The following is a 25184-nucleotide window of genomic DNA, read 5'->3' as shown; positions in this document are numbered from 1 at the left end:
ATCCTCCGCTCGTCTAAAGGTCGGGAGTCCAAAGGGCGCGGGGGATGACGGGATGAGCGAGGCGGTCGACAGCGGCTATGTGATGGATGCGAAGCGCGACAGGCTGGTCATTACCGCCTCGGCGCTGGGCACCGTGTTCGAATGGTATGATTTCTATATCTACGGGGTGCTGGCGCCGATCATCGGCCGGACCTTCTTTCCCACCGACAACCCCACGGTCGAACTGCTCTATTCGTTGGCGGGTTTCGCCATAGGCTTTGGCTTCCGTCCGCTGGGCGCTGTCCTGTTCGGCTATCTGGGCGATCGGCTGGGCCGCAAATATACCTTCCTTGCCACCATCGTCCTGATGGGCGTGGCGACGGCGGGCGTGGGCCTGACGCCGTCCGCCGCCAGCATCGGCATCGCCGCGCCGATCATCCTCATCCTGCTGCGGATCGCGCAGGGGCTGGCGCTGGGCGGCGAATATGGCGGAGCGGCCATCTATGTCGCGGAACATGCGCCTGCCAACAAGCGCGGCTTTTACACCAGCTTCATCCAGGCGGGCGTGATCGGCGGCTTCATCCTCTCGCTGGTCGTCGTCGTCGGCACGCAGTGGATCGTGGGCGCGGAAGTCTGGCAATCCTGGGGCTGGCGCCTGCCGTTCATTTTCTCGCTCGCGTTGTTGGGCATTTCGCTGTGGATGCGGCTGATGCTGCGCGAAAGCCCGGTATTCCTGGCGATGAAGAAGGCGGGCACCCAGGCCAGGAACCCGATCAAGGAAGCCTTCACCTATCCGGGGAACAAACGGCGGATGCTGGTGGCGATGGTCGGCATCGCGGCGGGCTTTACCGTGATCGCCTATACCGTGATGTTCCAGGCGCTTTATTTCCTCCAGAACGGCCTGCGCGTTTCGCAGGGTATCGCGCAACTGCTGGTCGGCGGCAGCGCCTTTGCGGGGCTGGCGGCGTTCATCTTCTTTGGCTGGCTGTCCGACCGGATCGGACGCCGCAAGCCGATCATCATCGGCTATGCGCTGGTGCTGCTGCTGCTGATGCCGCTGTTCCAGTTCATGGGGACCACCGCCAACCCGGCGCTGAGCGAAGCGGCAAAGCGCGCGCCGGTGGTGGTGAGCGGACCCGATTGCAGTTTCGATCCCTTTGCCAAGGTGCAGCCGACCGCTTGCGGCAAGCTGCTCGACCAGTTTTCCAAGCGCGGCATTCCCTATGAAAAACAGCATGGCCCGACCCCGGCCGTCAGCATCGCCGGACAGCCGGTAAGCGACCTCAGCGCACCGGGCATCGATACGGCGCTCACCCAGGCGGGCTATGATTTCGGCGCGGTGTCGCCCGACTGGCCGCGCGCGATGGCGCTGTTCGGCGCGCTGCTGTTGCTGTGGGGCTTGTCGGGGGCGACCTATGGCCCGGTCGCGGCCCTGTTGTCGGAATATTTTCCCGCGCGCATCCGCTATAGCTCGCTGTCGATCCCCTATCATATCGGCACCGGCTATTTCGGCGGTTTCCTGCCGCTGGTCAGCCAGTATATCGTCGCGCGTACCGGCGATCCCTATTCGGGCCTGTGGTACACGCTGGCGATCGTTGCCGCCGCGCTGGTCACCTGCCTGATCGGATTGCCCGAAACGCGCGGGCGCTCTCTCGACGCCTGATGCACAGCGGGCTATCGGCGAGGGCATGACCGATTTCATCGCTCCGCTGCGCCTGCGCCTTGATGGCGACGCGCTGCTATCCAACTGGCGCTGGCTGGCGGCGCGCAGCGGCGGTGCCGCGTGCGGCGCCGCGATCAAGGCGGACGGCTATGGCCTGGGCGCGGTCGAGGTGATGCGGCGGCTGATGCGGGGGGGATGCCGCGACTTCTTCGTGTCGAACTGGGCGGAGGCAGCGGCGCTGGAATCCCTGCTCGACGATGGCGTGTCGCTATCCGTCCTGCACGGCGTGCGGGCGGAAGACATGGGCGTCGCGCTGGCATCGCGCGCGCGGCCGGTGCTCAATACGCCGGATCAGGTCGGGCGCTGGCGGAAAGCGGGGGGCGGCGCGTGCGATGTGATGATCGACACCGGCATGAACCGGCTGGGCCTGGACTGGCGCGGGAATGTCGCTGAACAGGCGCAGGGGCTGACGATCGAGACGCTGATGAGCCATCTCGCGTCGGCCGACGAGGACGCAGCGCTCAGCGCGCGGCAGCGCGACCGATTTGCGACCCTGTGCCAGGCCGTGCCCGCGCGTCGCGCCAGCCTCGCCAACAGCGCCGGCATCTGTCTGGGCCAGCATTATGCGTTTGACCTCACCCGGCCGGGCCTGGCCCTGTACGGCGGAATACCGCGCGGCGAGGCGACGGGGCACATTATGCAAGTGGTATTCCCGCAAGCGCAGGTGCTTCAGCGCCGCCGGGTGCCGGCGGGCGACAGCATCGGCTATAACGCCACGCACCTGGCGCTTGGCGACATGGACGTCGCGATACTGAACCTGGGCTATGCCGATGGCTATCTGCGCGGGTTTTCCGGGCGCGGCGCGGTGAGAGCGGACGGGGCGCTCCTGCCGGTGGTGGGGCGCGTGTCGATGGACCTGATCGCGATCGATGTGAGCGCGCAGCCGGACATCGCGGAGGGGGACTGGCTGACGATCGACTATCGGTTGCCGCAAGCATCAGCGGCTTCGGGCCTGTCGCAATATGAGCTGGTGACCGGGCTGGGCGCGCGGTTCGATCGCAGCTGGGCCTGACGCGGCATATTTGAAACGCGCCACATTGCAGCAGGGAGGCGGCAAGCCTGTTTCACATCCTTGACCTGCCGCCGTCTGCCCGTCAGGACCGCTGACTGGTCCGGTCAGTCGCGTTCGATGCACATGGTGACGCCCATGCCGCCGCCGATGCACAGCGTCGCCAGTCCCTTCTTGGCGTCGCGCTTTCCCATTTCATAGAGCAGCGTCGTGAGGATGCGCGCGCCCGACGCGCCGATCGGATGGCCGATGGCGATCGCGCCGCCATTGACGTTGACCCTGTCCGGGTCCCAGCCCATTTCCTTCCCGACCGAGAGCGCCTGCGCGGCGAAGGCTTCATTGGCTTCGATGAGGTCAAGGTCGGCGATGCGCCATCCCGCCTTCTCCAGCGCCTTGCGCGAAGCGGGGGCCGGGCCGATGCCCATGATCGACGGATCGACGCCGCAGGTCGCAAAGGCGGCGATGCGGCCCAGCACGGTGGCGCCGCGCCGCGCCGCGTCCTGCGCGGTCATCAGCACCAGCGCGGCAGCGCCATCGTTCAGCCCGCTGGCGTTGGCGGCCGTGACCGTGCCATCCTTCTTGAACGCGGGTTTGAGGCCTTCCATGGCCTCTATCGTCGCGCCGGCGCGGATATATTCGTCGGCATCGACGACGGTGTCGCCCTTGCGACCCTTGATCGTGACGGGTACGATTTCGTCGGCGAAGCGGCCCGACGCGCGAGCGGCTTCGGCCTTGTTCTGGCTTGCGACGGCGAACAGATCCTGCTCGGCGCGGCTGATCTGATATTTCTCCGCCAGATTTTCGGCGGTGATCCCCATATGATAGCCGTTGAAGGCGTCGGTCAGCCCGTCGAGGATCATCGTGTCGACCAGGCTGAGATTGCCCATCTTCGTTCCCGCGCGCATTGTTTGCGCGTGGGGCGACAGCGACATATTTTCCTGCCCGCCCGCGACCATGATCGCCGCGTCGCCATTGGCGATCGCCTGCGCCGCCAGCGCGACCGCGCGCAGCCCCGATCCGCACACCTGGTTGATGCCAAAGGCGGTGCGATCGACCGGGATGCCGGCGGCGACGGCGGCTTGCCGGGCCGGATTCTGGCCCAGCCCGGCAGTCAGGACATGGCCCAATATCACTTCATCGACATCGTCGGGCGACACGCCCGCCTGCGCCAGCGCGGCCTGGATGGCGACCCTGCCCAGTTCATGCGCGGGCATGCCGGCGAACGCGCCCATGAAGCTGCCGACGGCGGTGCGCTTGGCGCCTGTGATGACGATATCGGACATGGGCCGGAACCTTTTGCTGGAGGGCGATCTTGGGTGCTATTTCATAGCATCAGCCGCCGTGGCGCGATAGCCATGCGGACAGCGGTTTCCACAACAATTCCGGCGCGCTGCCGCCCAGAATCATGCCGACATGGCCCATGTCCAGCGTCAATTGTTCCGCCAGCGGCGGGCCAGCGCACGCCGGGACGATACGGTCGGTCGAAGACGATATGGAGAATGTAGGGCAGGGCAGGGCGGCGGGATCGACCGCCTGGCCGTCGATCACCCATAATCCGTTGCCGGTGATGTCGGCGGCATAGAAGTGGTCGAACAATTGCGCGCCGGCGGGATATGTCAGCGGCGGGCCGCCATTGGCCCAGTCTTCGACCGTCAGGAATGCGCGTTCCTTGTCCGACCCCGGCGGCATGTCGGCGAAGGCGGCATATTTGCGCACCGTGCGGGCAGGATCGAGCGCCCAGAAGCCCGATTGCAGCACTTCCATCGGCACGAAGCCGATCTGGCCGCACACCGCGCGCGATTGCGCCCACAAAGCGGCGATCTGTTCGCGGTCGGCATTGGGGAAGCCGTCGAAATTCCATGGGGCCGCGATGGTCGCCACGGCGCGCACATCCATGCAGTGCGCCGCGCCCAGCGCCAGGGTGCCGCCCAGGCAATAGCCTACCAGAATGGGTGGCGCAGGAAGTCCGGCGAGCAGGGGCATCAGCCGGCCGGTAATGTGCCCGGCCAGGTCAAGCGCCGGTGCGTCGAGATGCGGCGTGCCCCAATCGACCAGATAGGCATCATGGCCAGCCGCGCTCATACCGCGCAGCAAGGAGCGGCCTTCCGCGATATCCAGCACCTGGGGCGGGTTTATCAGGGACGGGATGAACACCACCGGGGCGGCATCGCCATCCGCGCCATGACGCAGCAATCTGGCGCTGCCGTGCGCAGCATAAACCGATGCTGCGGGCGGGGGCGCGGGGCGCGCCGCTTCCTGATATCTGCGAAGGCCCTGAAAAGCGCGACGGCGCAAATCGACGTCATCGCGCGTTTCACGCCATAAAAGATCGAGAAACAGCGGTAAGGGCCGGGGCCCATGTTGCGGCGCGGCAACTGCCTGTGCTATTGCAACATCTTCGGGAGCAGGAGGGTTTTCCATGGCAAAGTCGAAAACGGCGAGCGAGTCGGAACCGGTAGTCATCAAGAAATATGCTAACAGGCGTCTCTACAATACGGAAACGTCGAGTTACATCACGCTCGACCTTTTGTCACAAATGACGCGCGAAGGGCGCGAGTTCGTGGTGGTCGACGCCAAGACCGGGGATGACATCACCCATAATGTTCTCACCCAGATCATCATGGAGGAAGAACAGCGCGGTACGAACATGCTGCCCGTCAACTTCCTGCGCCAGTTGATCGCGATGTATGGCGATTCGATGCAATCGATGGTGCCGCAATATCTCGAAGCGTCGATGGATGCGTTCCGCAAGAACCAGCTGCAATTCCAGGAAGCGATGCAGGGCGCGTTCGGCGGCGGGCCGCTGGCCGAGATTGCCAAGCGCAACATGCAGATGTTCGAAGCGGCAACCAGCGCGCTGAAGGTGGCAGGCGTCAAGATGCCGGGAATGGCGCCCGCCGAAAGCGCCAAGGACGATGAAATCGCCGAGTTGAAGGCCCAACTTTCGGCGCTCAACGCCAAGATCGACAAGCTGGGCTGACGCGCCGCCTTTCAGGGTGGACGGATGGCGGGGGGATCGCCTATTGCGCGGCCGTCCATCTTCCCCGATCAACAGGCGATAATCCCCCGTGAAACATGCCCTTTCCGTCACCCGTGAGCAGGATTTTTCCGCCTGGTATCAGGCCGTCGTGTCCGAAGCCGACCTGGCCGAGGAAAGCGGCGTGCGGGGATGCATGGTCATCCGGCCATGGGGCTATGGCATTTGGGAACGCATCCAGAAGCTGCTGGACGATCGCATTAAGGCGACCGGCCATGAAAATTGCTATTTTCCGTTGTTCATTCCGCTGTCCTATTTTGAAAAGGAGGCCGAACATGTCGACGGTTTCGCCAAGGAAATGGCGGTCGTCACTCATCACCGGCTGATCCAGCGCGACGGTAAGCTGGTGCCGGACCCCGACGCGAAGCTGGAAGAGCCGCTGGTCGTCCGCCCGACATCCGAAACGGTGATCGGCGCGGCCTTTTCGCGCTGGGTGCAGAGCTGGCGCGACCTGCCGGTGCTCATCAACCAGTGGGCCAATGTCGTGCGGTGGGAAATGCGGACGCGGATGTTCCTGCGCACCACCGAATTTCTCTGGCAGGAAGGGCATACCGCGCATGCCACCGTCGCCGAGGCGCTCGACGAGACCATGAAGATGCTCGAAGTCTATCGCAGCTTTGCCGAGGATTGTGTCGCGCTGCCGGTCATCGCCGGTGAAAAGCCCGAAAATGAGCGTTTCCCCGGCGCGGTCGCGACCTATTCGATCGAAGCGATGATGCAGGATGGCAAGGCGTTGCAGGCAGGTACGTCGCATTTCCTGGGCACCACCTTTTCCGCGGCGCAGAACATCAAGTTCCAGAATGCGGAAGGACAGCAGGAACTGGCCCAGACGACGAGCTGGGGCATGTCGACGCGGATGATCGGCGGCCTGATCATGGTGCATGGCGATGATGAGGGCCTGCGCGTGCCGCCGCGCGTGGCGCCCTATCAGATCGTGATCGTGCCCATGTTGCGCGACACCGACGAGGATGCCGCGATCCTCGATTATTGCAGCGATCTGGTAAATTCGCTGAGCGCGCTGGACCAGTTTCGCGAGCCGGTCCGCGCCCTGCTCGACCGTCGGCCCGCCAAGGCGGCGACCAAGCGCTGGGGCTGGGTCAAGAAAGGCGCGCCGATCGTGATCGAGGTCGGCGGGCGTGACGTTGCGGGTGGCAACGTGTCGGTCATCCGTCGCGACCGGCTGTATCGCGCCGATGGCAAGCTCGACAGCGCCGTCGTGGCAAAGGCCGACTTCGTGGCCGGCGCGGCCGCCATGCTGGAGGATATCCAGCAGGCGTTGTTCGCCGATGCCCATGCGCGGCTGCACGGCAATATCAACCGCGATATCGCATCGATCGACGCGCTTCAGGCGCATTTCAAGGCCAGCGCCCGGCCGGGCTGGGCCGAAGTCCAATGGTCGCGCCCAAGCGGGGCGGCGCTCGACAAGGTGGTCGAGTGGCTCAAGGGCGAGAAGCTGACGCTGCGCAACGTGCCGCTGGATGCCGCGCCGGTCGATGGCAACTGCGTCTTTACCGGGGCGGTCGCGGTGGAGCGAGTGCTGGTCGGGCGCTCCTACTAAGGGCGGCTATCGGCAGCGGCCGGCGGACGAAAATCTTGCCGGATTTGCGCTTGCCATCCGACGAATCCCGCTGCTATAGGCGCGGCCTGCCCGACGGAAGCCGGGCTGCTCCCCGATAGCTCAGCGGTAGAGCATTCGACTGTTAATCGAATGGCCGTAGGTTCGAATCCTACTCGGGGAGCCAAATTTGGAACGGAGCTGCGGGCGCGGTGCGCTGCAAATTCCGTTTCGTCCTTTTTCCCGAGTGCATCGATCGTCTGGACCAGCCTCGGCTTCGATTCCCCGATCCGCGTCTGTCGTCTTCGCCATCCCTTGGCCGCATGTCTGGTATTGCGCGTCCGGCGCAGATCGGCTGCGCGCGCGTTGATTTCTTTGAGCGCGTGCAGCGCGATCATTTCTGCGGCATCAATAGTAGCGTACAAGGGGATGTTATTCGATGCCATGATTCTTCCCATGATATTGAAGAGGATCATGGAGACATGACGGAACTATACTTTAGTCCCGATGTGCCGGCGTTCCGCGTGATTCATTTCAGGCACTTTTCTACTATGCGTCGGTAAAAATCACTTGCTGTATTTGGTCGGTTTCTATGACGAACTGACTTGAATCGATCCACAACGCCATGGACAAAATGCCTGCCGGTGCGATAATGCAGCGGGATGAAAACCAGCAAGGCTGTGCGAAAGCGCGACAAAATCCTCCAGGCTGCCGCCAGCGTCGTGGCCCAAAGAGGCTATGCCGACGCGACGCTCGCAGAAATCGGTGAAGTCGCAGGGACATTCGCCGGCAGTCTTTATTATTATTTTCCGTCCAAGGATGCGCTTGTCGAGGAAGTGCTCAATATCGGTACGACGAGCGTTTCGGCGCCGGTCATGGAAGCGGTTGCCGCGCTTCCCAACGATGCCAGCGCGTGGCGAAAGATCAAGACCGCGCTCGACGAGCATGTCGAGCGCATTTTGAGCAAGAATGATTTCATTACCGCCTATTGGAAGATCATCGACCAGGTGCCCGAAGCCATGAGCGGGCGGCATCGCGAACATCCGCGAAAATATGGGGGCTTCTGGCGCGACCTGATACGCGAGGGGCAGGCCGAAGGGATCATTCGCAGCGATCTGGAACCCAATCTGGTTCAGCTGTTCCTGCTCGGGGCGACCATCTATGGCCAGGTCTGGTATAATCCGGCGGGCGCGTTGAAGCCTCGTCAACTGAGCGACCAGCTGGCGCGGATGTTTTTCCGAGGCATATCCCCGCCCGATGCCGACCTGACCTTTGACAAAGCTGCTGCGGCCAGCCCCGATACGGCCAGGGTCGCTGCGGCGGGCAAGGCGAGCAAGCCCAGGCGCGCTTCGAATGCGCGAGCCGTATAGCGCCCCGTGGGGATGATCGGGATCACCCGATCTTCGTTCGACCTTGGCGAAATGGCCGGGTCGGCCTGAACGGAGCGACGCCGCTTCGCCTTTGGCTCAGCCACGCCCTTCGGCTTTGCTGGGGGCGCACGATTATGCGTGAATGCACGATGCTCTACCGCCCCGCGCGCTCTCGCCAGCGCGCGGGCAGCCGGGCAGGGGAGGGCGATTTGCCCCCTCCCTGTCGGGCGAACAGTCAGGCGACGGGCGCGATGGCAGCCATGAAATCATCGTCGGGGCGCATGCCATAGGCCGATGTCATGCGGTTCGTCAGATTGAACACGCTGGCCAGTTCGATCACATAATAAATCCTGGCATCGCTCATCCCCGCATCGCGCAGCGCCTGGACGTCGGCGGCCTCCATGCGGCCGGGCCGTTCGGTCAGCTTGACGCAAAAATCGGCGATGGCGCGTTCTTCGACGCTCAGTTCCACCGTGCGATAGTTGATGGCGATGCGCCGCGCCCGCCCATGGTCGCCGATTTCCTCGCCAAGCTTATGCCCATGAATGATGAGGCAGGTGGGGCAGGCATTGAACGACGAGACGATGACGCCGATGAATTCGCGTTCGGCAAGCGACAAAAGACCATATTCGGGATCAAGGAAGATCGGCGACATATAGGCGCCGCCGCGCGCAAATCCGTCTTCGTCATAGGAGGCCAGGATGCGCGTGGAATGCAGTTCAGGCACCTGCATATTGTCGACCCATTCCTGGGGCAGCTGATAGCCTTCGACCCCGGCCAGATAGCTGTAGGGGTCGTTCGATCTGAAATCGCGATTGAGTGTCGGTTTCCGGTCGGCCATAGGTTATTCTCTCCATCATCGTCCGGTTCCAGAAAGCGGCGTCGTCATGACGCCGCTTCCCCATCCTGGCCCTGCATCGCGACCGGCCGTTGCGCCCCATGAGCGTTCCGGCCGAAAGGGGACGGAACGCTCAGTCGAACTTGTAGGCGAAACTGATGCCATAGGTCGCGGGCATGCCGGTGAACCGCGTCACTGTATCGGCGAAGCGGACGACGTTCGTCCAGTAATGTTTGTCGGTGATGTTGTTGCCAAACGCCCACAGCCGCCACCGGCCATCGCGATCCTCGACGCCCAGTTGCGCGTTGATCAGCGTATAGGGATCGATGTCATAGAGCGAGGACGCCGCCAGCTGGCTCGACGTCCTGCTGCGATAGGCGAGGCCGCCGCCGCCGAAAATATTGAGGGTCGAGGTGATCGGACCGGAATAGTTGGCGTCGAGATTGACGCTCCATTTCGGCGAGAAATTGAGCGGCAGGCCCTTCATGTCGACCAGCGGACCTTCGATGCTGAAGCCGGTGTAACGCTTGATCTTGGTATCGACATAGACCGCCGACCCGGACAGGGTCAGGCCCGCGACAGGGCGCAGCGCCATGGACAATTCGGCGCCCTTGATCCGCGATTGAGGGATATTCACCTGGGTGGCGACGAGGCCGAAGGGGAAGCCGGTGTCCCGGCGTCCGCGCTGCTGCTTGTCGGTATAGTCATATTGGAAGATCGCGCCTTCGACCGACAGGCCCTCGATCGCGGTGGACCGGAAGCCCAGTTCATAGGCCAGCAGCTGTTCCTGCACGACCGGCGTGAACGCCGCGTTATTGCCCGCGCTGAGCGACGGGTAGTTACCCGCCTTGAAGCCCTTGCTGACGCGCGCGTAGATCAGGGACCGGTCGAAGGGTTTGAAGTTGACGTTGATGTTCCAGGGGGTGTTGGACTGTTCCAGCCGATCGAAGCGGAACCTGGGGACCAGGTCGGCATCGGATGTGATGCAACCGCCAGGCTGGATGCGTTCGGATGCCGATAGCGGCGGCAACCCGCGCGCGCCGCGCAGGAAATTGGTAAAGCCGTTATAGGCGGCCGCCGCATTGCCGTTGCCGCTGTCTGCGCTGCAACCCTGGAAGCTGCGAGTTTCGTTGTTGATGCGCAACCCGCCGGCGATGGTCAGATAGTCGGTCAGTTCGGCTTCGATATTGCCGAACACGCCATAGCCGCGAATCCGCTGGTAATTGAGGTTGCGCGTGTTGTTCAGGTCCACGCCGAAGAAGTTGGAGACGACCGAGAAGTCGTCGAAATAGCCAAGCTGGATATCATCGACATTGTCCCGCTGATAGTTCGCGCCGAGGACGAAATTGATGATCGAGAAGCTGGCCGACAGGCGCAGTTCCTGCGTGAAGCTGTTGGCGTCGGACGCCAGGTCGTAGCGCCCGTTGACGATGTCCCTGCCCAGCGCGGCCGAATATCCGATGCCATCGGCTTCATGCACCGACCGGTTGCGGAACTTGGAATAGGCGGTCAGCGACGTCAGCGTGACATCGTCGGCGATGTCATATTCCATCCGCAACGAGCCCTGGTAGAACCACGCATTCTGGTCGAAATCGGTGCCCCTGTCCCAATCGGCGGCGCGCGCCCCGCCCGTTGCGATCGGGGCGGTTGTGACAAACGGAAATGGCGGCACGGCCACGTTGTTGGGAATGACCCTGATCAGTTGCGGCGCCTGCGTATCGGACTTGTCCTGCCAGCCATTGACGTTGAGCATCGCGCGGAAGTCTTCGCCAGGTTCCCATTCGAGCATGGCGCGGCCAGCGAATTTGCGAACCTTGCCCAGGCTGTCATCGCGCGTGACGCTTTTCTGCCAGCCGCCGCCGCGTTCGCCGCGCGCGGCTATCCGGCCCTTGAGCGTGTCGGACAGGGGGCCGCTGACGAAGCCTTCCAGCGTTGCCGTGTTGAACCGGCCGTAACTGCCCCGGACGCCCGCCTGAAAGCTGTCCGTCGGCTTGGCCGCGATATAGTTGATCGCGCCGCCGGTCGCGTTCTGGCCGTAGAGCGTGCCCTGGGGGCCCTTTACGACTTCGACCCGTTCCAGGTCGAATGTCGCGCCGCGGGTGAAGATCGGCAGCGTCAGGGGAACTTCGTCGACATAGACGGTGACGCTCGATCCCGCGCCGACCGTCGGTTCGTTCACGCCCACGCCCCGCAAGCTGTAGATCGGGGTGGCGTAGCCGCTGTTGCCGATCGACAGGCCGGGGACGAGGTTGGCGAGATCGTTGACGCTCGACACCTGGCGGGTTTCGAGCAGCATATTGTCGAGGACGCTCATGGCCAGGCCGACATCGGCCAGCGACTGGGACCGGCGGTTGGCGGTGACGACGATGTCGAGATTATAGTCGGGCGCTGGCTCAGCGGATTCCTGCGGCGCGTCGCTGGTCGCCTGGGCCAGGGCACTCGTACCGGTGAAAGCCGTTCCGCAAGCCGAAGCGAGCAAAGTCAATCGAAGAATTCCGCGCATATCATCCCCTCCGTCAGCGACTCTCGATCGCACTGATGTCCAGCTGCCTTAAGCAGTTTCTATTATTTATTAGAACCGGTCTCGGCGCGATTCTCTAGGTTGCCGTAGCGGGAGCGTCAATATCTCGCCTGCATGGCTTGGCGATTTGTCACCGCTCTCCTAAGGCTGTGCACGCGGCACAGAATGTCGATGCGGTAAAGGTGGGGAGCAGCCATGAGCAATGTCACTTCGGGGGTTCAGGAGCGGGACGACTCTTTGGGGCCGGCGTACCGGATGCTCGGCGTGCTCATGCTCGCCTACATCATCGCTTTCCTCGATCGCCAGATCATCGCTTTGCTGGTGGCGCCAATCAAGGCATCGCTCCAGATCGGTGATTTCGAGATCGCGCTGCTCCAGGGGCCGGCCTTTTCGCTGGCCTTCTGCTTGGCGACGCTTCCGGCGGGGATCATCGTCAGCCGCTATAATCGTCGCAACGTGCTGATCGGCGGCATCCTGTTCTGGAGCGTCGGCACGATCTTGTGCGGCATGGCGCAAAGCTTCGAAGCGCTGTTTGCCGCGCGCGTCGTGGTCGGGCTGGGGGAAGCGATCTTGTCGCCCGCCGCCTACACGTTGATCACCGATGCCTTTCCCAAGGCCAGGGTCGTTCGCGCCCTTTCGATATTCACGATGGCCGCGACCCTGGGGGTCGGCACGGCCTTCATCGCGGGCGGAGCGGTGATCAATTTCGTCAACAGCCTGCCGATCCTCTTCCCCGGCTATGATCGGTGGCAGGAGGCTTTCTGGCTGATCAGCCTGCCCGGCTTCATCGTCGCGCTGCTCCTGCTGTTGCTGGTGCGCGAGCCGCAAAGGGCCGCAAGCGCAGCCGACGCGCCGGCGCGGCTGTCGGACGCATGCCGGTTGCTATGGGCGCGGGCAGGGGCCTTTGCTCCCGTCTTCCTCTGCTCCGGGCTGCTGGGCATCGTCTATTTTGCCGGCTTTGTCTGGTATGCGACGCATCTGATCCGCGCGTTCGGCTTTTCGCCCGGCAAAGCAGGCTTTGTCCTTGGTATCCTGTACCTGTGTTGCAGCAGCCTCGGCACGGTCATGGGGGTCGCGTTCGCCGAACGACTGCAACGCCGCGGATTCGCCGATGCCCCACTCGTCGCGGTGGCTTGCTTTTCCGTGGTTGCGCTGGCGACCAGCGGCTATAGCTCGGTCGAAAGCCTGTATCTTTCGATCGGGCTGCTGGTCTTGCAATCGCTTGCGCTCGGATCCTTCTTCGGCAACCTGGCGGCGGCGCTGCAACTGATCACGCCGCCGCCGCTGCGCGGCGTCAACTCGGCGATTTTCGTCCTGTGGAACAATATCATTTCCATGTCCGCCGGCGCTTCGATCATCGGCGCGCTGTCGGCCACCGTTTTTGCCGACGATCCCATGGGCCTGGGCTACAGCATCTCGATCGTCTGCGCGGTCTGTTCCGCAGCGTCTGTCCTGATCGCAGTCCTGTGCCGCAAGAGATATCGCGACGCGGCCGTCGAAGCGGGGTGAGCGGCCGGGAGGCTAGCTGCGCGCGGAGCATCCGGCCGCGCGGATGGGGGACGGCGATATGGCGGGTCAATTGCGCGAAGGCGATCATTCGCTAACCCCAAGCCCCTTGCCACCCGCGCCAACGCGCTATAGGGAACCGCCTCCAGCGTATGCGGAGCGGTGGCCGAGTGGTCGAAGGCGCTCGCCTGGAAAGTGAGTATACGCCAAAAGCGTATCCAGGGTTCGAATCCCTGCCGCTCCGCCACCAACCTGTCCTTACACATCCGTTCCGAATCACTAAAAGCCCAGCATTCCTGCGGCTTTCAGCGTGATTCTTATCCACTTGCATCCCTGCCCGTCCACCGGTGACCGATTGGAAATGTGGGAAAGAATGTGGGAGAATTGGTGGCATGGGAAAGCTCTCCGCTACCGCTGTGAAAGCAGCAATGCGCCCCGGAAGGCTCGGCGATGGCGACGGCCTGTTTCTTATGATTCAGCCCGGCGGCGGCAAGAGCTGGGTGTGTCGGGTGCAGAAGAATGGCACCCGGCGCGACTTTGGTCTGGGCAGCGTATCCAAGGTTTCGCTGGCGACGGCCCGGGAACGGGCACGGGAAATCCGCACTTGGGTCGAGCTTGGACTGGACCCGATATTTGAACGGCGCAAAGTACGGGGAATTCCCACTTTCCGGCAGGCGTCCGCCAAAGTGATTGCCGCCAACAGCAAGACATGGCGGAACGAGAAGCATGAGAAACAATGGCTTCAGACGCTCGAAACCTATGTGTTCCCACAGATAGGCGATCTACAGGTTCATGAGATCACCGGCCCGATGATCCGGAACCTGTTATCGGACATCTGGCTCGCCAAGCCAGAGACAGCGCGGCGGGTCCGGCAGCGCATCGGCACCGTTCTCGATTGGGCTTACGCTTCGGGCTATCGTGAGACAGAAGCGCCGATGCGCGCGATCACGAAGGGCCTTCCACGACAGCCCAAGCAGGATGGGCACTTCGCGGCTATGCCTTATACGAAGGTATCCGCGTTCATGGTCAAACTGACGGAACGAGAATCCTTCAGTCGTCTTGCACTGCGCTTTGCCATCCTGACCGCCGTGCGATCCGGCGAAGTTCGAGGCGCGGCATGGGAAGAATTCGACCTGGAAGAGAAGCTATGGACCATACCGGCATCACGCATGAAAGCGTCGCGCGAACATGTCATTCCCCTGATCGATAACGTAAGCCACGGAACCATCGACGTCGTAACTCGGCACCGTATGATTTGAGCCGATGTTCCCGAAGGCATATCGGAACGGCATAAGCTGGTCGGGATCTGCTGGAATAGCGGACGGACCGCACTTGGGCATCGGAATTTGGCGGTCGAACGGCAACATTGGGTCGACTGCTATCGCAAGCGAACGCGAAGTCGTGGGACTTTGCAGACCTTCCCGCGCGCGGGACTGAGCGGCAGCTCCCGACGAAAGCCGACTTCTACGATCTCGGTCGCGCAAAGATATGTCCGGCCCCTCCGCCATCACCGATCCTCCGCAAAATAGTTGGCAAGCATCTGCTGCTGATCGACTGTCTCGTGCGCCCAAAGCGTGTTCAGGTTAGCGACAGTCGGATCGCTAGCAGCGCGATCTCGACCGGCTCGTTATCCGGCGTCAAAATCGCTGTGTAGGTGCCAGTTAGGCAAATCGCGCAGTGCGCCCGCTCAACGCGTTCCACACATCTCAGACGATGGGTTGTCGAACGGACCTTCGGATGGATCAACCGAGATCGCCGCTTGGCTAGGGACTTCGAGCGGACCATCAAATCCGTAATCGCACTTCTATCTGCCGCCGCTGTTATCGTCCTCATCAGGCATCGCTCGTTACGCTTGAGATTCAAGACAGGCTCTTAAGCCGGAGACGAACCGGGACATCAATCACCACTCGGACGCCCGTGACAACCACTCGAAAAATCCAGCACGCACGACGAATTCGGCTCAATAAACGCTTTTCCGTCAATGAGCATTCTTGGATCAAGATGGGGAGAAACAAGCGGCCAGATCCCGATGAGTAATTTTTCACGCGCTATCTGTCCCCTCCGTTCCATGGCGCGTCTTACCCATCATAAAAGAATCTGGAGAGGAAAAATAAATGATCCGGACATTCCGGGTTTCCGCCTCAGCTGCGGGAAACCCATTGCTGCATCGGCGATCTTTTTGCTCTCACCCGACTTATTCCAAAAAGTTCAGTTTGAACATTTTTGGTGCAGGATATTGGCGACGCTCTCCTCCTTCTCAATTGAGCAATAGTTTGTCCGGGAGTTCGGCAGTGGCGATCCCCTGGTTCTAGAAGGCAGTCGGTCGCGCAGGTGCCATAGGTGCACGTGACAAATCTTTGGGTGGTTTCATCTTTTATGCGTGAAAGCAGGATTCAGCGATGACGAGCGACGACTACGTCCCCCCCGCGGTATGGGCTTGGGAAAATGAGAACAGCGGTAAGTTCACCAGATTCAACCGGCCGATTTCTGGTGCCACCAGTGAGAGGCAGCTGCCAGTCGGGAACCATCCGCTGCAGCTTTATTCACTCGCGACTCAGAATGGCCAGAAGGTCACGATCTTGCTCGAGGAGCTCCTCGCGCTCGGTATCGATGAAGCGGAATATGATGCCTGGTTCATTGACATCAGCGACGGCGACCAGTTCACCAGCGGGTTCGTCGATATCAATCCCAATTCCAAGATCCCGGCCCTCGTCGATCGCAGCGGCAGCGCGCCCGTGCGCATCTTCGAATCCGGCGCGATACTCGTTTATCTGGCCGAAAAATTCGGCGCTTTCCTTCCTGCGAGAGGGGCTGCGCGCGCGGAATGTCTGTCCTGGCTGTTCTGGCAGGTTGCGAGCGCGCCTTTCCTCGGCGGCGGCTTCGGCCATTTCTACGTCTATGCGCCGACGAAAATTGAATATGCGATAGACCGATATGCGCTGGAAGTGAAAAGGCAGCTGGATGTGCTCGACCGCAGGCTCGCGGAGAGCGAATATATCGCGGGGCCTGACTATACGATCGCCGACATGGCGGTCTGGCCCTGGTACGGTAGCCTTGCCAGGGGGCAAATGTATGACGCCGGCGAGTTCCTCAGCGTAAAGGACTATCGTCACGTCCAGCGTTGGGCCGAGATGATCGGCGCGCGGGCTGCGGTCGGCCGCGGCTGCATGGTTAACCGCACCTACGGCGAGCCATCGGGCCAGCTCCGCGAGCGGCACGACGCCGGGGATTTCGAGACCCGGACGCAAGACAAAATCCAGGCCAGTGACGTGGGATCGGGCTGAGTGACGGTAATGATGTCAACGTCAGGATCAGCAGAGGTATTCGCCTCATATATCCGCTTGTGCAGCGGAATTGGAGAGTAAAATCATGGATTCCGGCAAGCGACGACTCCTCGCCGTCATCGCGGAATCGATGGCGCGCATGGCCACCCGCTATGGGGTTCCTGCCTCGGATATGGACCATGTTGCGTTGACCACAGCGGTTGGCGAGTTGTTCCGCCGCGAGGAGACCGGTGCCATCAAGACATTTTATTCCGAAGGATATGCTCTGGCGCTGCGCCTTTCCGCGATGTCCGAGCAAGATGGCGTGGCCGCGTCGGATATCGCGCGACTCCACCGATTGCCGCGGTCGATCGAGGACATGGCTGATTTCGCTCCTTCACAGGATCTTCTTTTTGAATTGAAGAAGGTTTTGTCATCCCTGATCGCCAACTCGGGCTATCCATCGGATTCGAATGCGGACCTGACCAACATCATATCATCGCTATGCAAGTGGGAGGGGGATCATCATATCGGTTCGCCCTTGCCAGCAGCAAAGGGGAAAGATCGCTACGACTTCAAACAGATGCTCGAAAGCTCTGCACGGGCGCAAGCGGGGGCGTTCGATGGCGCGCAGGTGATGGAGTTTACAAGGCTCATCGGCGGCTTCACCAACGAGACGACCTTGTTCAAGCTCGCCGGCAAGGACGGACGGATCTGGGCCCTGGTGTCGCGCGCGAACACTGGCCTGGAGCTTGGTATCGACGGACGCGACATAGCAGGGGAATTTCACCTTCTTCGATATCTCTACCAGGGCGGAGTGTCCGTCGCCGAGCCGATGTGGCTCGAAAGTGATGTCGAAAGATATGGCACGAAATTTCTGGTGACGCGCAAAGTCGAGGGCGAGAATTTCGGAACGGTGGTTGAGTCCCAGCGCCGGACCTCATCGCAGATACGGGCGCTGGCGATCCAACTCGCAAAGATTCACTGCTTGCCTCTGAACGGGGCTCACCCCGACCTCCAGCTTAGCCACATCGACATGGAACTGGCCGGCAGATCGATGACCGAAGGGGTCAGCAACTATCTTGAGCGTTGGATCAGGCTGTGGCGGTCGACCGGTCTCGAAAATTCACCGACTATAGAGGCGACGCTGAATTGGCTACGCACCAATATACCCGTTGTCGATGACGCGCCGGTCCTCGTGCATGGTGACTATGCGCTGCACAATATCATGATGCAGGGCAACGAGATTACCGGCGTCCTAGACTGGGAGATGTCTCATCTTGGCAATCCGGCTGAAGATATTTCTGGTCTTCTCGCATCTTTTTCAAACGAGGGGGATGCGGAGGAATTCATGCGCTTCTATATCGAATCTGGCGGGCGGCCGATAACCGCGTTCGAGCGGGAATATTGCAATATATTCCGATATTTTATGCTGTATGTAGTAACGCTCGAGTCACAGTTGAGATTCTACTCACTTCCCGAGGTTCATCCAGAGTTTTTGGTATTAGGATCTTTTGTGCAACTTCCCGCCCAGCGCATGGCACAAGCCATCGAGGCCGCAGATATTGCCAAGACACAAAGAATAACTACGGTAGCCAAATCGCATGGCTGACATGATCGTATATTCGGAAAAGCCAAGGCTGATGCGATATAAGTATGAGGACTCCGGCTGGACGGATATCCCCAGTCCTGGCCCTACCGAGGATATACGCTGTTCGAACTGGCGAGGCGCCCACGAAAGGCGGCATCCTCAAACCTGCTGGCTTGCCCGCTCGTCGGCTCCGCACTCGACACCACCCGTTCGCGTAAAGAGGACGGAAGGAGCGGGCTGCGCGGAGAACTTGTCGGCCCAGCTATGAAAGATAATCATAATGAAGCTGGGTGAGATAGGGATATGGGCAGCTCTCGACGGACCCATCGGCTATTTCGAGGATGACCGATCCGCTGAACTGGGGCGTGCCACCGCGCCTCGGATCGCCAAATTCGCGCGCCGCGTGGAGGAACTGGGATATGCCGCGATCTGGATGCCGGATGGCTTGGGCCGTGCCCCCTTTATCACCTCGTCCTTGTTGCTTGCCAGTACGCAGCATCTGATCGCCGCCACCGGAATATCATCCATTTACTCCCGCGATTCCGTCGCCTCGGCTGCAGCCGCCCATGCATTGAACGAGTGGTCCGGCGGGCGCTTCATCATGGGGCTGGGCGTATCCCATCACCGCATTGTCGAGGGCATTCGCGGGCATCAGTATTCAAAGCCCATATCAGCGATGCGGGCTTATCTCGATGGAATGGTTGAGGCACCTTATCATGCCGCGCCTCCCGCCCAGAAAACGCCAATCCTGCTCGCGGCCCTTAGGGGCAAGATGTTGGAACTCGCCCGCGATCGGGCTGACGGTGCGCACCCGACTAGCGTGACGCCGCATCACACGCGTCAAGCGCGAAAAATTCTGGGGCCCGGCAAGCTGCTGTGCGTTGGGCAGCGGCTCATTCTTGAAACCGACCCCATCAAGGCGCGGGCCATCGCCAGAGCGGAGCTTGAAGCTAATCTTGGCCTCGACAACTACCTGAATTCGTGGCGCGCGATGGGTTTCAGCGACGCGGACTTCACGAATGGCGGCTCTGATCATCTGATCGACTCGGTCGTAGGTTGGGGCGATGAAAATACCCTTCGCAAGCGCATACAGGAGCATCTCGACGCTGGAGCGGATCATGTCTGCTTCAAGCCAGTCGCCCCTGACAGAAGCACCGACATGCGTATCATCGAATTGCTCGCTCCAGACGGCTCGCAGCGTAGGTCGCATGATTGCATGGCATGATCGCATAATCTGGAAAGGAAGCACGATGGCACTCACGAAGTTCGATGATTACTTCATCCACCAGACCGGCGACACGATCGATACTGTGGCCGACATAAGCGAGCATTTTATGGATCGCTGCTGGTTTGGATGTCACGGGCAGGACGGCCGCACCTACATCGCTGCAGGCCTCGGCACCTATCCCAATGCCAGCGGTCACGGGATAATCGATGGGTCGTTCTGCGTCATCCGTGATGGCGTGCAGCATAATTTCCGTGCGTCCAGGCATATCTCGCATGACGGAGACGAGACTGATCGCAGCAACAGCACTGTCGGACCGCTGTCGATCGAGATCATCGAGCCCATGAAAAGGCAACGCTTCTCGCTCGGTGAAAATGCCCATGGCCTTTCCGGATCGATCGAATTCACCGCCAGGGCCGCACCCTTCCTTTATAACAAACTCGATGTTCCCGGCCATCCCGTGACCCACTTCACCCAGATGGGCTATTTCGACGGATCGATCAGGATCGGGGGCGAGACCATCGAACTGAACCATTATGTCGGCGTGCGGGACCGCAGCTGGGGCGTTCGCGGCAAGGGGTTGATGCGCCAGGTCGAGGCCTATTTCTGGATCATGGGGCACTTCGACAATTGCAGCCTGAACTTCACCTTCTTCCACGTGCCCGTTGCCGGTAATGACTTCCTGCTCGCGGACGGCGCGATCATGCACGACGATGGGCGCGAGACCCGGCTGGTCAAGGCACGACATCGTTTCCATTTCGATGAAGATACGACTGCCCCCGGCAGCACGCGCTTGTGGAGCAGGGCCAAATGGGAGTTTACCGACGAGCATGGCAAGATCTGGACGCTGGAGGCCAAGGGCATCCAGATGCCCTTCTACAGTGCGGGCAACGGCTATGATGATCGCCACGGGCTGGACCGCGGGCCGTTGCTGGTGGAAGGCGAGAGCTGGGACTTCAACCAGCCCGACACGCTCAAGTCGCTCCGGCGCAGCGGCGATGATGACCGCTGGCACTTCGACATTCACGACCGCCTTGCCGAGTTGACATTGAACGGCGTCAAAGGCGTCGGGCTGGTCAACAATGTCTGCGGCTCTCGCGAAGGCTGGGCCTATGTTCCTACTTTGGCTGATTGAAGCCGGAAGCGTTCAATTTCTTAGTTCGAAGGAATAGGCGATGACGAATGATGCTTTCCTCGATTATGTGCCAGTCGAACAGGCCAGAGCGATGTCGGGGCTGCGCGTTGCGTTCGTGCGTGGGGTGCCGGGTGTGTGGGGGATCGCCATCAAAGCGATACTCGACATGAAAGGCATAGAGTATATCGCCGTTCCGCACGAGCCTGGCGGCGCCAATCTACTGCTTAAAGAGTGGACCGGACAGACATCGGCACCGGTGGCGATGTTCAATGATGACAGGCCACGTCCACACTGGTCCGAGATGTTGGCGCTCGCAGAACAACTACAGCCTGAGCCACCGCTTATTCCTGAAAATGAAGATGAACGGATGGCCATGTTCGGCCTTTGCCATGAGATTTGCAGCGAGGATGGCTTTGGATGGAATCTCCGCCTGTTGCTATTGAGCGCGAACGACACGACCGTGGATGAACGTAGCAACGCGCTGCGCGCAAAATATAGATCACCTGTGTCCAATGATTATGCCCGGCGGAGGGTGTCGGCGATCATCAGTTCGTTAGCCGGGGTGCTTGATCGCCAGACTATCGAAGGCAAGCGATATTTCATGGGTGATAATCTGACGGCCGCGGATATATACTGGGCCGCTTTTAGCAATCTTCTCGTGCCCATGGCAGAAAATCTGTGCACGATGCCAGACTTCGTTCGTGACACCGGTCTTTTTGCGCAACGGCTTCTTGAAACTCCACTACCGCAAATACTGCTCGATCACCGTGATTACGTGGTGCGGGAACATTTCCGCATTCCCATCGCATTCTGACACCAGAAGGATGCTGGACAATCGTGCTGGCTATCACAGAGTCGTGCTCCGGGAGTCGATGATGAAAGCTGTAAGACGGACCTCCGGCGAGAAGCCAGGGTTGGCGTTACATGACGAGCCCCTACCAACGCCGGGCCGCCACGATGTGCTGATCCGCATCCACGCTGCCTCCCTTAACTACCGGGACCAGGCCATACTGGACGGCAAGTTTGGCGGATCGACGCTGAAAAACGGCGTTCCGCTCTCCGACGGAGCAGGCGAGGTCGTTGCGATCGGGGACGGCGTTACCCGTGCGAAACTAGGGGATCGGGTGACGGCGGGCTGTAACCCTCACTGGATCGGCGGACCTCCGATGCCGGCGTATCGACTGGATAGCATCGGCATCACCAGGGACGGGATGCTGGCCGAACATATTCTGCTGCACGAAAACGCCATCGTTCAGCTGCCCTCCTACATGTCCTTCATCGAGGCGGCATCGCTGCCATGCGCTGGTGTTACCGCCTGGACGAGTCTCAATCTCTCGTCGCCCCTTCAGCCGGGCCAGACGGTACTGGTCCAAGGTACGGGCGGCGTCGCATTGTTTTCGCTCCAGGTGGCGCGGATGTTCGGTGCCCGCGTCCTGGCGATCACGTCGACCGATGAAAAGGCGGATAAGCTCAAAGAGTTTGGGGCGGAAGCGGTGGTGAACTACCGCACGTTCCCTGACTGGGACCGCGAGATCCTTTCCCTCACCGACGGCAGGGGCGTTGACAAGGTGGTCGACATTGCCGGGGAGAAGACGATCGTAAAGTCGGCGGCATCGACCAGGATCGGCGGCGACATTGCGGTGGTGGGCTTCACCAGCGGCTTTGGCGGAGGACTGCCGCCGATCGACATCCTGTCCAGGTCGCTCACCCTGGCCGGCACGGCCATCGGTCCCCGGACACACTTCGGATCCCTCGTCGCAGCGATGGCCCAGCATGAAATCAGGCCAGTCATCGACAGTGTGTTTCCCTTTGCCGAGTATAGGGAGGCGTACCGCCGCATCGAAAGCGGCAAGCATATCGGGAAAGTGGTCATTGAAGTAAGCAAATAGCGCGCACATCGCCCGAACCGGGCAAACGTGCGTCCCCATTCTGACCGCGTTGGTTTATCTTAGAATGAAATACGCAGTCCTGCATTTCAACCTAGAATTAAATGACTTCCGCCTCGTGGGCAGAAAGGGAGCGAGATGAAAAAACGTGTTTTGGGAGCGAATGGACCGGAGGTTTCCGCAATCGGCTTTGGCTGCATGGGGCTAACGGTTGGTTACGGTCCAGCAACCAATAAGCCGGATGCAATCGCATTGATCCGTGCAGCCTATGGTCGCGGTATGACGTTCTTCGACAGCGCAGAAGCCTACGGCGTGGCGAACGAGGAGTTACTGGGGGAAGCAGTGGCGCCGTTTCGCGAAAACGTCGTTATTGCTACGAAGTTCGGCTTTAGGGATGGGAAACCTGCCGTCGGACTGGATAGCAGTCCCGCCCGTATCCGCATGGTTGCTGAGCAATCGCTGACGAGAATGGGGACCGATGTCATAGATATATTCTACCAGCATCGCTTCGATCCCAATGTCCCCATCGAGGATGTTGCAGGGACGGTGAAAGACCTGATTTCTGAAGGCAAGGTTCGCCATTTCGGAATGTCCGAGGCAAGTGTTGCCAACATCCGTCGCGCGCATGCAGTACAGCCCGTTGCCGCGCTACAGAGCGAATATTCCATGTTCACACGCGAACTGGAGGAGGAGACTATTCCTGCGCTACGGGACCTAGGGATCGGCCTTGTTCCATTTGCTCCGCTCGGTAGGGGCTTCCTTACTGGCAAGATCGACAGCGACACACCGTTTAAGGATGGGGACATCCGCAAGTCGCTGCCGAGATTTCAGGTCGGCGCGCGCGAAGCAAATACAGACCTGGTCAAGCGCATCGGCGAGATAGCAGACGCCAAGCGGGCGACGCCGGCTCAGATCGCATTGGCGTGGCTACTTGCCCAGGACCCGGCGATCGTCCCGATTCCTGGCACAACCAAACGGCATCGCATGGAGGAAAATGCCGGAGGTGCTGATGTTGAATTGACCGACGCCGACTTAAGCGCCCTTCGTGATCTGCTCGCAAGTCACCCGGTGCGAGGCAATCGCTACACCGAAGCCATGCGAGCGACGGTCGACAATTAATTAGGCCCGAAGCGCGGTCGGGCCCGGAGTCCCGCTGCCGCCGCTGCATCTCCTGCTGTTCCGGCTTTGACTATAGCCATGAAAAGTTCCCCGGAGCGATCCGGAAAGCTTCTTATACCAAGTCTCTGAGGTCATGACCGATGCGCCCAGCGCCGTAGGCCAAGGGACATGATGCGGCAGGGTTGATCGACGAGCGTGTTCCAAGCGCGGCAACAGTGGTCGAGGATGTCGGCGTAAGACGCGAAGACGCGGTTCGAGAGCCAGTTATCGCGCATGAACTGCCAGACGTTTTCGACCGGATTGAGCTCGGGCGAGCGCGGCGGCAGCGGCAGGAGCGTGATGTTGTCGGGCACCACGAGGTCGCGCGAGCCATGCCAGCCGGCCTGGTCGAGCAGCAGCACGGCATGGGCGCCAGGCGACACGGCGGCAGAAATCTCGGCGAGGTGGAGCGTCATCCCCTCGGTGTTGCAGCGGGGCAGGACGAGCGCCGCGCCCTTGCCCTCAGCCGGACAGATGGCGCCGTAGATGTAGGCGGACGCGGTGCGTTGGTCATGCGGCGCCGATGGTCGTGTTCCGCGCCGCGCCCATCGGCGGGTGATCCCGTTCTTCTGGCCGACGCGCGCCTCGTCCTGCCACCACAGCTCTATGGCCGTGCCGCGGGGCAAGCGCGTGCGGATCGCTGCCAGCTTGGCAGGGAAGTCTTTTTAAAAGCGGGGATGGCGTCGGCATCCTGCGCGTGGTGGCGCGGCCGCGCCGACAGCTTACGGTAGCCGAGCGCGCGCAGCTCGCGGCTCAGCGTCTGCTTGCTGATCGACAGGGCGAACTCGTCCCACACCCATTGGGCGAGATCGATCAGGCGCCAGCGCACCACGCCATGCGCCGGCGGGATCGGACCCGCCTCGACGATCTTCGCCAAGGCACGGCGCTGATCGGCGCTGAGCAGAGGGCGCAAACCCGGCGGCTTACGATCGACCAATCCGGCTGGCCCGTCGGCGTTGAACCGCACGACCCAATCCCGCACGATCTGGAGCGTGACACCGCCGACCCGCGCCGCTTCGCTGCGGGTTCCGCCATCATAAATTGCCGCGAGCGCCAGGAGCCGCCGCACCTGCTTCGCATCGCGGCTCGCCCGCGCCAGCCTTCGCAACGCCGCCCCATCAAAGTCGGAACGCAACCGTACCGCCGCCGCCATCACAAAACCCCCCTCGGTCCGCGATCTTGAATCACGCCAGCGGCGGCTTGGGAACCCCTGCCGTGAGTCAGCCCCTCCGAGACTTGGTATTACCCATTACGGCAGCACCGTTTGATGCACATCCCAGTCTCATGAGGTCTGCGTAACGTTTACCGCGGGGGCGGGCCGCCTTTGCCAATAGACATGCGGTGGCAGCCGCCTCTAGGCGAACGCTTGTGCGACCTTGTGCAGGTTC

At 61.3% G+C, this 25184-nt stretch carries 20 protein-coding genes, 2 tRNA genes and 1 pseudogene; 18 read left to right on the top strand and 5 right to left on the bottom strand.

Features of this window, described 5'->3' with window-relative positions:
• Window positions 1-52 precede the first annotated feature (52 nt).
• Both WG908_RS00115 and alr read left to right on the top strand, forming a co-directional pair.
• The gene (locus WG908_RS00115) at window positions 53-1642 is read left to right on the top strand and encodes an MFS transporter (RefSeq protein WP_340184523.1); all 1590 of its coding nucleotides are present in this window, start codon (window positions 53-55) and stop codon (window positions 1640-1642) included.
• A gap of 25 nt (window positions 1643-1667) precedes the next feature.
• A complete protein-coding gene (gene alr / locus WG908_RS00110; protein WP_340184522.1) occupies window positions 1668-2714 on the top strand; it encodes an alanine racemase in 1047 nt (348 codons plus the stop codon).
• 104 nt (window positions 2715-2818) lie between these two features.
• On the opposite strand, the gene WG908_RS00105 is transcribed toward alr, so the two are convergent.
• Window positions 2819-3994, bottom strand: a complete 1176-nt coding sequence (locus tag WG908_RS00105; protein WP_340184521.1) for an acetyl-CoA C-acetyltransferase — start codon at window positions 3992-3994, stop codon at window positions 2819-2821.
• Window positions 3995-4043: 49 nt separating this feature from the next.
• Window positions 4044-5132, bottom strand: coding sequence for a polyhydroxyalkanoate synthase family protein (locus WG908_RS00100; protein WP_445326638.1), 1089 nt, complete (start codon window positions 5130-5132; stop codon window positions 4044-4046).
• Here WG908_RS00100 and phaR point away from each other — a divergent pair.
• The 5 genes from phaR to WG908_RS00075 all read left to right on the top strand — a co-directional run bounded on the left by phaR (window position 5131) and on the right by WG908_RS00075 (window position 8673).
• A complete protein-coding gene (gene phaR, locus WG908_RS00095; RefSeq protein ID WP_340184519.1) occupies window positions 5131-5691 on the top strand; it encodes a polyhydroxyalkanoate synthesis repressor PhaR in 561 nt (186 codons plus the stop codon). The two genes, WG908_RS00100 and phaR, sit on opposite strands and share 2 nt — an antisense overlap.
• A gap of 88 nt (window positions 5692-5779) precedes the next feature.
• Entirely contained in the window at window positions 5780-7306 is a 1527-nt protein-coding gene (locus WG908_RS00090; protein WP_340184518.1) for an aminoacyl--tRNA ligase-related protein, read from the top strand.
• 109 nt (window positions 7307-7415) lie between these two features.
• Window positions 7416-7490, top strand: a tRNA-Asn gene (locus tag WG908_RS00085).
• Window positions 7491-7515: 25 nt separating this feature from the next.
• Complete coding sequence (locus tag WG908_RS00080; protein WP_340184517.1) at window positions 7516-7866, top strand: hypothetical protein; 351 nt, start codon at window positions 7516-7518, stop codon at window positions 7864-7866.
• Between the two features lie 99 nt (window positions 7867-7965).
• Complete coding sequence (locus WG908_RS00075; protein ID WP_340184516.1) at window positions 7966-8673, top strand: TetR/AcrR family transcriptional regulator; 708 nt, start codon at window positions 7966-7968, stop codon at window positions 8671-8673.
• A 235-nt stretch (window positions 8674-8908) separates the two neighbouring features.
• On the opposite strand, the gene WG908_RS00070 is transcribed toward WG908_RS00075, so the two are convergent.
• Window positions 8909-9514 carry a peroxidase-related enzyme gene (locus tag WG908_RS00070; RefSeq protein WP_340184515.1) on the bottom strand — a complete coding sequence of 202 codons (606 nt, stop codon included), beginning with the start codon at window positions 9512-9514 and terminating at the stop codon, window positions 8909-8911.
• A gap of 130 nt (window positions 9515-9644) precedes the next feature.
• Window positions 9645-12014, bottom strand: coding sequence for a TonB-dependent receptor (locus WG908_RS00065; protein WP_340184514.1), 2370 nt, complete (start codon window positions 12012-12014; stop codon window positions 9645-9647).
• Between the two features lie 213 nt (window positions 12015-12227).
• On the opposite strand from WG908_RS00065, the gene WG908_RS00060 reads away from it, so the two are divergent.
• From WG908_RS00060 to WG908_RS00010, 11 genes and pseudogenes are all read left to right on the top strand, one after another.
• The gene (locus tag WG908_RS00060; RefSeq protein ID WP_340184513.1) at window positions 12228-13541 is read left to right on the top strand and encodes an MFS transporter; all 1314 of its coding nucleotides are present in this window, start codon (window positions 12228-12230) and stop codon (window positions 13539-13541) included.
• Window positions 13542-13694: 153 nt separating this feature from the next.
• Window positions 13695-13785 (top strand) — tRNA-Ser (locus WG908_RS00055).
• A 145-nt stretch (window positions 13786-13930) separates the two neighbouring features.
• Entirely contained in the window at window positions 13931-14797 is an 867-nt protein-coding gene (locus WG908_RS00050; RefSeq protein ID WP_340184512.1) for a tyrosine-type recombinase/integrase, read from the top strand.
• 449 nt (window positions 14798-15246) lie between these two features.
• A pseudogene (locus tag WG908_RS00045) lies at window positions 15247-15394 on the top strand (transposase); the annotation flags it as partial.
• 543 nt (window positions 15395-15937) lie between these two features.
• Complete coding sequence (gene yghU, locus WG908_RS00040) at window positions 15938-16822, top strand: glutathione-dependent disulfide-bond oxidoreductase (protein ID WP_340184510.1); 885 nt, start codon at window positions 15938-15940, stop codon at window positions 16820-16822.
• Between the two features lie 85 nt (window positions 16823-16907).
• Entirely contained in the window at window positions 16908-18413 is a 1506-nt protein-coding gene (locus WG908_RS00035) for a phosphotransferase family protein (RefSeq protein ID WP_340184509.1), read from the top strand.
• A 259-nt stretch (window positions 18414-18672) separates the two neighbouring features.
• On the top strand, window positions 18673-19617 hold the full coding sequence (locus WG908_RS00030; protein ID WP_340184508.1) for a TIGR03620 family F420-dependent LLM class oxidoreductase: 945 nt from the start codon (window positions 18673-18675) through the stop codon (window positions 19615-19617).
• A gap of 25 nt (window positions 19618-19642) precedes the next feature.
• Complete coding sequence (locus WG908_RS00025) at window positions 19643-20752, top strand: Rv3169 family protein (RefSeq protein WP_340184507.1); 1110 nt, start codon at window positions 19643-19645, stop codon at window positions 20750-20752.
• A 40-nt stretch (window positions 20753-20792) separates the two neighbouring features.
• Window positions 20793-21566, top strand: coding sequence for a glutathione S-transferase family protein (locus WG908_RS00020; protein WP_340184506.1), 774 nt, complete (start codon window positions 20793-20795; stop codon window positions 21564-21566).
• 58 nt (window positions 21567-21624) lie between these two features.
• Entirely contained in the window at window positions 21625-22641 is a 1017-nt protein-coding gene (locus WG908_RS00015; RefSeq protein WP_340184505.1) for a zinc-dependent alcohol dehydrogenase family protein, read from the top strand.
• A gap of 135 nt (window positions 22642-22776) precedes the next feature.
• Entirely contained in the window at window positions 22777-23757 is a 981-nt protein-coding gene (locus WG908_RS00010) for an aldo/keto reductase (RefSeq protein ID WP_340184504.1), read from the top strand.
• A gap of 131 nt (window positions 23758-23888) precedes the next feature.
• Here the strand turns inward: WG908_RS00010 and WG908_RS00005 are convergent.
• A protein-coding gene (locus WG908_RS00005) for an IS630 family transposase (protein ID WP_340184503.1) occupies window positions 23889-24949 on the bottom strand; the annotation gives its coding sequence in 2 pieces (ribosomal slippage) (window positions 23889-24457 and window positions 24457-24949; 1062 coding nt in all).
• Window positions 24950-25184: the final 235 nt, after the last annotated feature.

It is taken from the genome of Sphingobium anseongense, assembly GCF_037725245.1.
GTDB lineage: Bacteria > Pseudomonadota > Alphaproteobacteria > Sphingomonadales > Sphingomonadaceae > Sphingobium.
This window is presented reverse-complemented; position numbering and strand designations above follow the sequence as displayed.

Coding starts and splice junctions, on each gene's coding strand:
- WG908_RS00115 (WP_340184523.1), top strand. CDS start 53: ATGAGCGAGGCGGTCGACAGCGGCTATGTGATGGATGCGAAGCGCGAC.
- alr (WP_340184522.1), top strand. CDS start 1,668: ATGACCGATTTCATCGCTCCGCTGCGCCTGCGCCTTGATGGCGACGCG.
- WG908_RS00105 (WP_340184521.1), bottom strand. CDS start 3,994: ATGTCCGATATCGTCATCACAGGCGCCAAGCGCACCGCCGTCGGCAGC.
- phaR (WP_340184519.1), top strand. CDS start 5,131: ATGGCAAAGTCGAAAACGGCGAGCGAGTCGGAACCGGTAGTCATCAAG.
- WG908_RS00100 (WP_445326638.1), bottom strand. CDS start 5,132: ATGGAAAACCCTCCTGCTCCCGAAGATGTTGCAATAGCACAGGCAGTT.
- WG908_RS00075 (WP_340184516.1), top strand. CDS start 7,966: ATGAAAACCAGCAAGGCTGTGCGAAAGCGCGACAAAATCCTCCAGGCT.
- WG908_RS00070 (WP_340184515.1), bottom strand. CDS start 9,514: ATGGCCGACCGGAAACCGACACTCAATCGCGATTTCAGATCGAACGAC.
- WG908_RS00065 (WP_340184514.1), bottom strand. CDS start 12,014: ATGCGCGGAATTCTTCGATTGACTTTGCTCGCTTCGGCTTGCGGAACG.
- WG908_RS00060 (WP_340184513.1), top strand. CDS start 12,228: ATGAGCAATGTCACTTCGGGGGTTCAGGAGCGGGACGACTCTTTGGGG.
- WG908_RS00050 (WP_340184512.1), top strand. CDS start 13,931: ATGGGAAAGCTCTCCGCTACCGCTGTGAAAGCAGCAATGCGCCCCGGA.
- yghU (WP_340184510.1), top strand. CDS start 15,938: ATGACGAGCGACGACTACGTCCCCCCCGCGGTATGGGCTTGGGAAAAT.
- WG908_RS00035 (WP_340184509.1), top strand. CDS start 16,908: ATGGATTCCGGCAAGCGACGACTCCTCGCCGTCATCGCGGAATCGATG.
- WG908_RS00030 (WP_340184508.1), top strand. CDS start 18,673: ATGAAGCTGGGTGAGATAGGGATATGGGCAGCTCTCGACGGACCCATC.
- WG908_RS00025 (WP_340184507.1), top strand. CDS start 19,643: ATGGCACTCACGAAGTTCGATGATTACTTCATCCACCAGACCGGCGAC.
- WG908_RS00020 (WP_340184506.1), top strand. CDS start 20,793: ATGACGAATGATGCTTTCCTCGATTATGTGCCAGTCGAACAGGCCAGA.
- WG908_RS00015 (WP_340184505.1), top strand. CDS start 21,625: ATGATGAAAGCTGTAAGACGGACCTCCGGCGAGAAGCCAGGGTTGGCG.
- WG908_RS00010 (WP_340184504.1), top strand. CDS start 22,777: ATGAAAAAACGTGTTTTGGGAGCGAATGGACCGGAGGTTTCCGCAATC.